14 protein-coding genes are annotated in these 6,544 nt (G+C 48.2%); all 14 read left to right on the top strand.

What is annotated here, in order from left to right:
• Positions 1–134: 134 nt before the first annotated feature.
• The 14 genes from rpsJ (at position 135) to rplE (ending at position 6,529) form a co-directional block, all read left to right on the top strand.
• Complete coding sequence (gene rpsJ / locus N2245_RS13945; RefSeq protein WP_012874666.1) at positions 135–443, top strand: 30S ribosomal protein S10; 309 nt, start codon at positions 135–137, stop codon at positions 441–443.
• Positions 444–453: 10 nt separating this feature from the next.
• Complete coding sequence (gene rplC / locus N2245_RS13940; RefSeq protein ID WP_494537310.1) at positions 454–1,068, top strand: 50S ribosomal protein L3; 615 nt, start codon at positions 454–456, stop codon at positions 1,066–1,068.
• A 24-nt stretch (positions 1,069–1,092) separates the two neighbouring features.
• Positions 1,093–1,764 carry a 50S ribosomal protein L4 gene (gene rplD / locus N2245_RS13935; RefSeq protein WP_494537309.1) on the top strand — a complete coding sequence of 224 codons (672 nt, stop codon included), beginning with the start codon at positions 1,093–1,095 and terminating at the stop codon, positions 1,762–1,764.
• Positions 1,764–2,063: a 50S ribosomal protein L23 gene (gene rplW / locus N2245_RS13930; RefSeq protein ID WP_494537308.1), complete on the top strand. Its 300-nt coding sequence runs from the start codon at positions 1,764–1,766 to the stop codon at positions 2,061–2,063. Before rplD ends, rplW begins: the two co-directional genes overlap by 1 nt.
• A 23-nt stretch (positions 2,064–2,086) precedes the next feature.
• On the top strand, positions 2,087–2,908 hold the full coding sequence (gene rplB, locus N2245_RS13925; protein ID WP_494537307.1) for a 50S ribosomal protein L2: 822 nt from the start codon (positions 2,087–2,089) through the stop codon (positions 2,906–2,908).
• Positions 2,909–2,923: 15 nt separating this feature from the next.
• Entirely contained in the window at positions 2,924–3,208 is a 285-nt protein-coding gene (gene rpsS / locus N2245_RS13920; RefSeq protein WP_012874671.1) for a 30S ribosomal protein S19, read from the top strand.
• A gap of 10 nt (positions 3,209–3,218) precedes the next feature.
• Positions 3,219–3,551 (top strand): 50S ribosomal protein L22, encoded by a 333-nt coding sequence (gene rplV / locus N2245_RS13915; protein WP_012874672.1) that lies wholly within the window; start codon positions 3,219–3,221, stop codon positions 3,549–3,551.
• A 27-nt stretch (positions 3,552–3,578) separates the two neighbouring features.
• Complete coding sequence (rpsC, locus tag N2245_RS13910) at positions 3,579–4,259, top strand: 30S ribosomal protein S3 (RefSeq protein WP_494537306.1); 681 nt, start codon at positions 3,579–3,581, stop codon at positions 4,257–4,259.
• Positions 4,260–4,291: 32 nt separating this feature from the next.
• Positions 4,292–4,726, top strand: coding sequence for a 50S ribosomal protein L16 (gene rplP, locus N2245_RS13905; protein WP_494537305.1), 435 nt, complete (start codon positions 4,292–4,294; stop codon positions 4,724–4,726).
• An 18-nt stretch (positions 4,727–4,744) separates the two neighbouring features.
• On the top strand, positions 4,745–4,936 hold the full coding sequence (rpmC, locus tag N2245_RS13900; RefSeq protein ID WP_494537304.1) for a 50S ribosomal protein L29: 192 nt from the start codon (positions 4,745–4,747) through the stop codon (positions 4,934–4,936).
• Positions 4,937–4,944: 8 nt separating this feature from the next.
• Positions 4,945–5,202: a 30S ribosomal protein S17 gene (gene rpsQ / locus N2245_RS13895; protein WP_012874676.1), complete on the top strand. Its 258-nt coding sequence runs from the start codon at positions 4,945–4,947 to the stop codon at positions 5,200–5,202.
• 1 nt (position 5,203) lies between these two features.
• Complete coding sequence (gene rplN / locus N2245_RS13890) at positions 5,204–5,572, top strand: 50S ribosomal protein L14 (RefSeq protein ID WP_012874677.1); 369 nt, start codon at positions 5,204–5,206, stop codon at positions 5,570–5,572.
• 68 nt (positions 5,573–5,640) lie between these two features.
• Positions 5,641–5,964 (top strand): 50S ribosomal protein L24, encoded by a 324-nt coding sequence (rplX, locus tag N2245_RS13885; protein WP_148211880.1) that lies wholly within the window; start codon positions 5,641–5,643, stop codon positions 5,962–5,964.
• 10 nt (positions 5,965–5,974) lie between these two features.
• Positions 5,975–6,529: a 50S ribosomal protein L5 gene (gene rplE, locus N2245_RS13880; protein ID WP_494537303.1), complete on the top strand. Its 555-nt coding sequence runs from the start codon at positions 5,975–5,977 to the stop codon at positions 6,527–6,529.
• The last annotated feature ends 15 nt before the right edge of the window (positions 6,530–6,544 follow it).

Genomic DNA, 6,544 nt, shown 5'->3' with positions numbered 1-6,544 from the left:
GTCACCCAAATCCTAGAGTAATTACCATAATAGGATGACGAAACTAGTCTGGAGCAGGTATAATAGCCTGCTCTAGACTTTGGTAAGACTGGTGTTCCATTGGACTTGAAAACTTTTAGTATCAGGAGAAGAGCGTGTCCAAGCAGAAGATACGCATCCGTCTAAAGGCATATGACCATAAACTTCTGGATCAGTCGGCTCAACAGATAGTTGAGACGGCTCAGAGGACAGGTGCGCAAGTAGCTGGACCTGTGCCTCTACCGACTGAGATAAAGAGGTTTACCGTGATTAGAAGTCCTTTCATAGATAAGGACTCTCAGGAGCAGTTTGAGATTCGCACTCATAAGAGATTAATCGATGTGCTAGAGCCTAGAAGGCAAACTATATCTGAATTAATGAGCTTGAATCTACCCGCAGGGGTAGATATAGAGATCAAACTGTAAGGCGAGAGCTATGGTTGAAGGTTTGATAGGTAAAAAGATCGGGATGACCCATATTTTTGATGAAAATGGTCGTTTTGTGCCCGTCACTGTGATACAGGCAGGGCCCAACTTCGTCACTTTCATAAAAACTAAGGAGCGGGATGGCTACGAAGCTGTACAGCTAGGTTTCGAAGAGGTCAAGAGGCTCAAGAAGCCAGAAAGAGGACACCTAAAGAATTTGCCGCCGCTTAGGCATCTCAGAGAGTTCAAAACAGATAACATCTCTGAGATTCAGGTTGGCCAGAAAGTGGATGCTTCTATATTCCAGGCTGGAGAAAAAGTCGATGTGACGGGCACCTCGAAGGGTAAAGGTTTCACAGGCGTAGTCAAGCGCCATGGCTTTAGGGGAGGCCCAAAGACCCACGGTCAATCAGATAGGCACCGAGCACCTGGGTCTATAGGCGCGACCACAACCCCTGGTAAGGTCCTTAAAGGGCAGAGGATGGCTGGTCGAGCTGGAGGTGAGCGTGTTACTGTGAAGAGGCTCACTGTAGTGGCTGTAGATACGGATCGCAACTTGCTATTGGTCAAGGGTGCCGTACCCGGAGCCAATGGTGGTCTTCTGCAGATTCGCAAAGCGAAATAAATCTATTAGGTTACGGAGAGGGAAGTGCAACTACCAGTTTATAACCTAAATGGTGAAGTGGTATCTCAGCTAGAGGTGAGCGATCTTGTATTTGGCATTGAGCCGAATCTTGCTGTTATGCATCAGGCACTGGTGCGTCAACTTGCTAACGCTCGCACTGGCACTCATGATACTCGTACTCGTGCCGAAGTAAGTGGTGGAGGTCGCAAGCCCTGGCGTCAGAAGGGCACAGGTAGAGCCCGCCAGGGTAGTATAAGGGCTCCTCAGTGGAGGGGAGGTGGTGTGGTCTTCGGGCCTCACCCTCGTAGCTATGAGCAGAGAATGCCTCGTAAGATGCGTAGATTAGCACTTCGCAGTGCTCTATCTCAGAAAGCGGCCGAGGAGAGATTGTTGGTAATTACTGGCCTTTCTGAGATAGAACCACGTACGAAGGCAATGATAGCTGCTCTGGATAGTCTAGGCCTTGCTGGTCAAAAGGTACTCATCGCGACTAATGGTCGTAATGAGCCTGTACAGAAGGCGGGGTCTAACCTCCCTAATGTAAAGGTCATACATGCTTCTAATCTAAATATCGCCGACCTCTTGAAATACGATTATTTATTCTTGGAAGACGGAGCAGTAAATTCCCTACAGGAAACTCTGCTGCGTAGCGTGGGTAAGCGTAGAGCAGCTCGGTTTACGGAGGCGACTAGCTAATGAATGCCTACGATGTTATCAAGCGACCAGTAATTACAGAGAAGAACACCTTCTTGATGGATCAGGGGCAGTACACTTTTGAAGTTGACCCCAGGGCTACAAAACATGATGTAAAGGCAGCTGTGGAGGAGATATTCAAGGTCAACGTGCTGGAGGTCAACACCATCAACGTGCCCTCTAAGATCAAACTCAAGAGAAGAAGAGGTGGTAGGCCAATCGTAGGGCGGACATCATCTTGGAAAAAGGCTATCGTCAAGCTTGCTCCTGGTCAGAGAATCGAGATTTTTGAAGGGGTCTAGAATACGAGGTAAGGTGAGTCAAGATGCCTATAAAGAAGTATAAGCCGACATCGCCAGGAAGAAGGGGCATGACGGTCTCCACTTTTGAGGAGATCACTAAGACTGAGCCTGAAAAAAGCTTGCTCAAGCCCCTTATAAAAGAAGCTGGCCGCAACTCTCAAGGGAAGATTACGGTTCGCCACAGGGGTGGCGGTCATAAGCGGAAGTATAGAGTAATCGACTTCAAGAGAGATAAGTTCGATGTGCCCGGAGTGGTTGTTGCCATAGAATACGACCCAAATAGGTCTGCTCGTATAGCGCTTATTCAATATGCTGATGGCGAGAAGCGCTACATAATAGCACCAAATGGGCTCCGGGTAGGCGATAGAGTCATGAGTGGGCCTAATGCTGAGATAAGAGTGGGTAATGCTTTACCATTGAGCAAGATCCCTATAGGAACTCAGATTCATAATGTTGAGCTTACACCTGGAAAGGGTGGTCAGCTTGCCAGAAGCGCTGGGCAGTCCGCTCAGTTAGTTGCAAGAGAAGGGGATTATGCTACCCTTCGCCTGCCTTCTGGTGAGTTTAGGATGGTTAGGGTTGAATGCATGGCCACTATCGGACAAGTAGGTAATCTGGAACATGAGCTTATAAATATTGGTAAGGCAGGTAGATCTAGGTGGCTTGGCAGGAGACCTGTGGTTCGCGGTTCTGTAATGAACCCGAGAGACCATCCGCATGGCGGTGGTGAGGGTAAAGCACCGATCGGAGGTCAACCCAAGACTAAGTGGGGTAAGCCTGCCATGGGTGTCAAGACTAGAAAATCCAAACCAAGCGACAAATACATAGTACGTCGCAGGAAGTAAGGGGGAGTTTTGCCTATGTCTAGGAGCACAAAGAAGGGACCATTTGTAGATCCCAAGCTGTTGAAGAAGATACAAGAGATGAATGCTCGCGGAGAGCGCCGTATTATCAGGACTTGGTCGAGAGCTAGCACCATCTTTCCTGATATGGTTGGTCATACTATAGCTGTCCATGACGGACGTAGGCATGTCCCCATTTATATAACTGAAAACATGGTGGGTCATAAGCTTGGAGAGTTTGCACCAACCCGTACCTTCAGGGGGCATGGTGGTGCGACGGAAAGATCTACTAGGTTGAAGTAGGGTTTGCGAGATGAAAGTAAGAGCTACAACCAGATATGTAAGAACTTCGCCTAGAAAGGCGCGCTTGGTAGCAGATGTGATAAGAGGTAAGTCGGTAGGAGAAGCCCTTGCCATTCTTCGCTATACTAATAAGGCTGTGGCAAGGGATTTCGATAAGCTCCTACGCTCTGCTATAGCTAACGCAGAGAACAACTATGAGCTGGACGCAGATACACTCTATGTTGCAGAGGTTTACGCTGACGATGGTCCGAGGTTTAAGAGATGGCGTCCAGCAAGCAGAGGTAGAGCACACCCATATGTAAAGCGCACATCACACCTTACAGTAGTACTTGACCAGAGATAAGGCAGAGATCAGGTAGGAGGAACAGTTTTGGGTAGAAAAGTAAACCCTATAGGATTCAGGCTCGGAGGCATAAAGACTTGGGAGAGCAGGTGGTTTGCTGAGCGTAACTACACTCAGCAACTACACGAGGACATAAAGATTAGATCAACCGTCTTCAACAGACTGTCGAACGCTGGTATATCTCATGTTGTCATAAGTAGATCGGGCGACGATCTCAATGTTACAGTCTACACCGCTAAGCCTGGGGTAGTTATAGGTAAGGGCGGTGCTACAGTGGATGCTCTGCGTACCGAGTTGGAAAATATGACCGGGAAGAAAGTAACGCTCAATATTGAAGAGGTGAGGCAGCCTGAGTTGGATGCTCAGTTGGTTGCTGACAGCATCGCAGAGCAGATAAGTAAGAGAGTGTCCTATAAGAGGGCTATGAAGCAGGCTGTACAGAGGGCTATGCGTGCTGGAGCTAAGGGTATAAAGATCAGAGTCTCTGGTCTAGTAGGTGGGCCCTCTAGCATGTCGAGATCGATCGTTGAGATAGACGGTCGTGTGCCACTGCAAACCATCCGAGCCGATATCGACTATGCCCAAGTACATGCTTATACACCTGGAGGTCGTATAGGCGTCAAGGTCTGGATTTATAAGGGTGATGTGCTACCTGAAGCAGAGACTTCGGGCCAAGCTGCTACCGCAGAGCTAGTTGGCTCTAGGTAGTGGTTATCAAGCTTTGGAGGAGCTAAGTAATTATGTTGATGCCTAAGAGAGTTAAATATCGTAAACCTCATAGGGGTGAGACTAACGAACAGACTGCTTCCAGAGGTACGACGGTTGCTTTTGGAGAGTTTGGTTTGCAAGCACTTGAAGCTGCCTGGATAGATAATAGGCAGATAGAGGCTGCCCGGCGCGCCATAACTCACCATGTCAAGCGTGGTGGTAAGGTCTGGATAAGAATATTCCCTGATAAAGCCATTACTGCTAAGCCTGCAGAGACAAGAATGGGCAGCGGCAAGGGTTCACCCGATCGATGGGTGGCGGTTGTCCGACCAGGAAGAGTACTCTTTGAGATAGCAGGTGTGCGTAAAGAAGTGGCTGAAGAGGCTCTAAGGCTCGCAGGGCACAAGCTTCCCGTGAAGACCAGAATCGTCGAGCGGGAAGGCGGAGTAGTAGAAACAAGTGAATAGAGGAGTTGAGCTGGTAAAATGAGGGCTTCAGAACTTAGGCAGATGGATGATGCCGCGCTCAAGCAGCAATTGCAAGATGCCAAGCAGGAGCTGTTTAATCTCAGATTTCAGCTGGCTACAGGCAAATCCGTCAATACCGCCAGAATAAAACTTCTAAAGAAAGACATAGCTAGGATACTAACTATACTACGTGAGCGTAGTGGACGGTAGGAGTTCATATGGGAGAGCAAGGTAGAAGGCAAATAAAAGTTGGACAGGTAGTTAGCGACAAGATGGACAAAACTGTAGTTGTCGCAGTTACCTACCTCAAGAAGCACCCACTTTATCACAAGACTGTGCGTAGGGTGCGTCGATTCAAAGCGCATGATGAGAACAACGAGGCCAAGGTGGGTGACATTGTGAGGATCATTGAATCTCGCCCTCTAAGCAAGGAGAAGAGATGGCGGGTATTAAACATTCTGGAGAGAGGCAAGTAAGATGATCCAGCCGCAGACAAGATTGCGTGTTGCAGACAACACGGGTGCCCGCGAGATCATGTGCATCCGAGTCCTTGGAGGCTCAAATCGCAAGACCGCCTCTGTAGGTGATGTAATTATCGCATCCGTTAAGCAAGCCCAACCCAACGGGGCTGTCAAGAAGGGTGATGTCGTGCGCGCTGTCATAGTGAGGACTGCGCAACCTATAGCTCGAGAAGATGGTTCTTATATCAGGTTTGATGACAACGCAGCGGTGCTTATAAATCAGCAGGGTAACCCAAGAGGAACAAGAATATTTGGTCCTGTAGCTAGAGAACTCCGAGAGAAGAACTTCAGCAGAATCATCAGCCTGGCTCCTGAAGTGCTCTAATTTATTGGCGCCAGCAGTTTGACTTGTATATAATAATATCTTGTGCCCGACAATAATCGACTGAGGTATTGGCAGTGAGAATAAAGAGAGGCGATGAAGTTTTGGTCATCGCCGGCAAGGATAAGGGCAAAAGGGGCGTAGTGAGAAGATCGATCCCTTCCGAGAACCGAGTGGTTGTGGAAGGGGTCAACATTGTTAAGAAGCATCAGCGAGGTCGTCCCGGAGTCCAACAGGCCGGCATAATCGAGATGGAGAGTCCTATACACGTAAGCAACGTAATGGCTGTGTGTCCTCATTGTGGTGCACCAACCAGGGTTGCTATTAAGAGAGATGAGAAGGGTCATAAGACTAGATACTGCCGAAGATGTAACGAAAGTATTGAGAGAAGCTAGGGGGTTATAGGTGGTACCTAGACTCAAGCAATTGTATAAAGAGCAAGTTGTGCCTGCCTTGCAAAGGGAGTTCAATTATTCCAATCCAATGCAGGTACCTAAGATAGAGAAAATAGTCCTCAATATAGGTCTGGGAGAGGCAACCCAGAACCCTAGGGCTCTTGATGCTGCGTCTGCTGACCTTGCAGCTATAACGGGCCAGAAGCCTGTTATTACTAGAGCTAGGAAGAGCATAGCTCAGTTTAAGATCAGGCAGGGGAATCCCATAGGGGTTATGGTTACTCTTAGAGGTGATAGGGCTTGGGAGTTCCTAGACCGTCTTATCAACATTGCTTTGCCTCAAATAAGAGATTTCAGGGGAGTTTCTGCCAGATCTTTCGACGGTAGAGGTAACTATACACTAGGGCTCCGAGAACAAGTGGTTTTTCCTGAGATAGATTACGACAAGATAGACAAGATAAGAGGTCTTGAGGTCAGTATAGTTACAACCGCTAAAACTGATGAGGAAGCCAGGAGGCTTCTTGAGCTTCTTGGTATGCCTTTCCGAAGGCAACAAGCTGCATAGTCTATTGAATAGGGA

The sequence above is a fragment of the Thermobaculum sp. T2p genome, from assembly GCF_059335935.1.
This window is presented reverse-complemented; position numbering and strand designations above follow the sequence as displayed.

Coding starts and splice junctions, on each gene's coding strand:
- rplB (WP_494537307.1), top strand. CDS start 2,087: ATGCCTATAAAGAAGTATAAGCCGACATCGCCAGGAAGAAGGGGCATG.
- rplN (WP_012874677.1), top strand. CDS start 5,204: ATGATCCAGCCGCAGACAAGATTGCGTGTTGCAGACAACACGGGTGCC.
- rplV (WP_012874672.1), top strand. CDS start 3,219: ATGAAAGTAAGAGCTACAACCAGATATGTAAGAACTTCGCCTAGAAAG.
- rplW (WP_494537308.1), top strand. CDS start 1,764: ATGAATGCCTACGATGTTATCAAGCGACCAGTAATTACAGAGAAGAAC.
- rpsQ (WP_012874676.1), top strand. CDS start 4,945: ATGGGAGAGCAAGGTAGAAGGCAAATAAAAGTTGGACAGGTAGTTAGC.
- rpmC (WP_494537304.1), top strand. CDS start 4,745: ATGAGGGCTTCAGAACTTAGGCAGATGGATGATGCCGCGCTCAAGCAG.
- rpsS (WP_012874671.1), top strand. CDS start 2,924: ATGTCTAGGAGCACAAAGAAGGGACCATTTGTAGATCCCAAGCTGTTG.
- rplC (WP_494537310.1), top strand. CDS start 454: ATGGTTGAAGGTTTGATAGGTAAAAAGATCGGGATGACCCATATTTTT.
- rplP (WP_494537305.1), top strand. CDS start 4,292: ATGTTGATGCCTAAGAGAGTTAAATATCGTAAACCTCATAGGGGTGAG.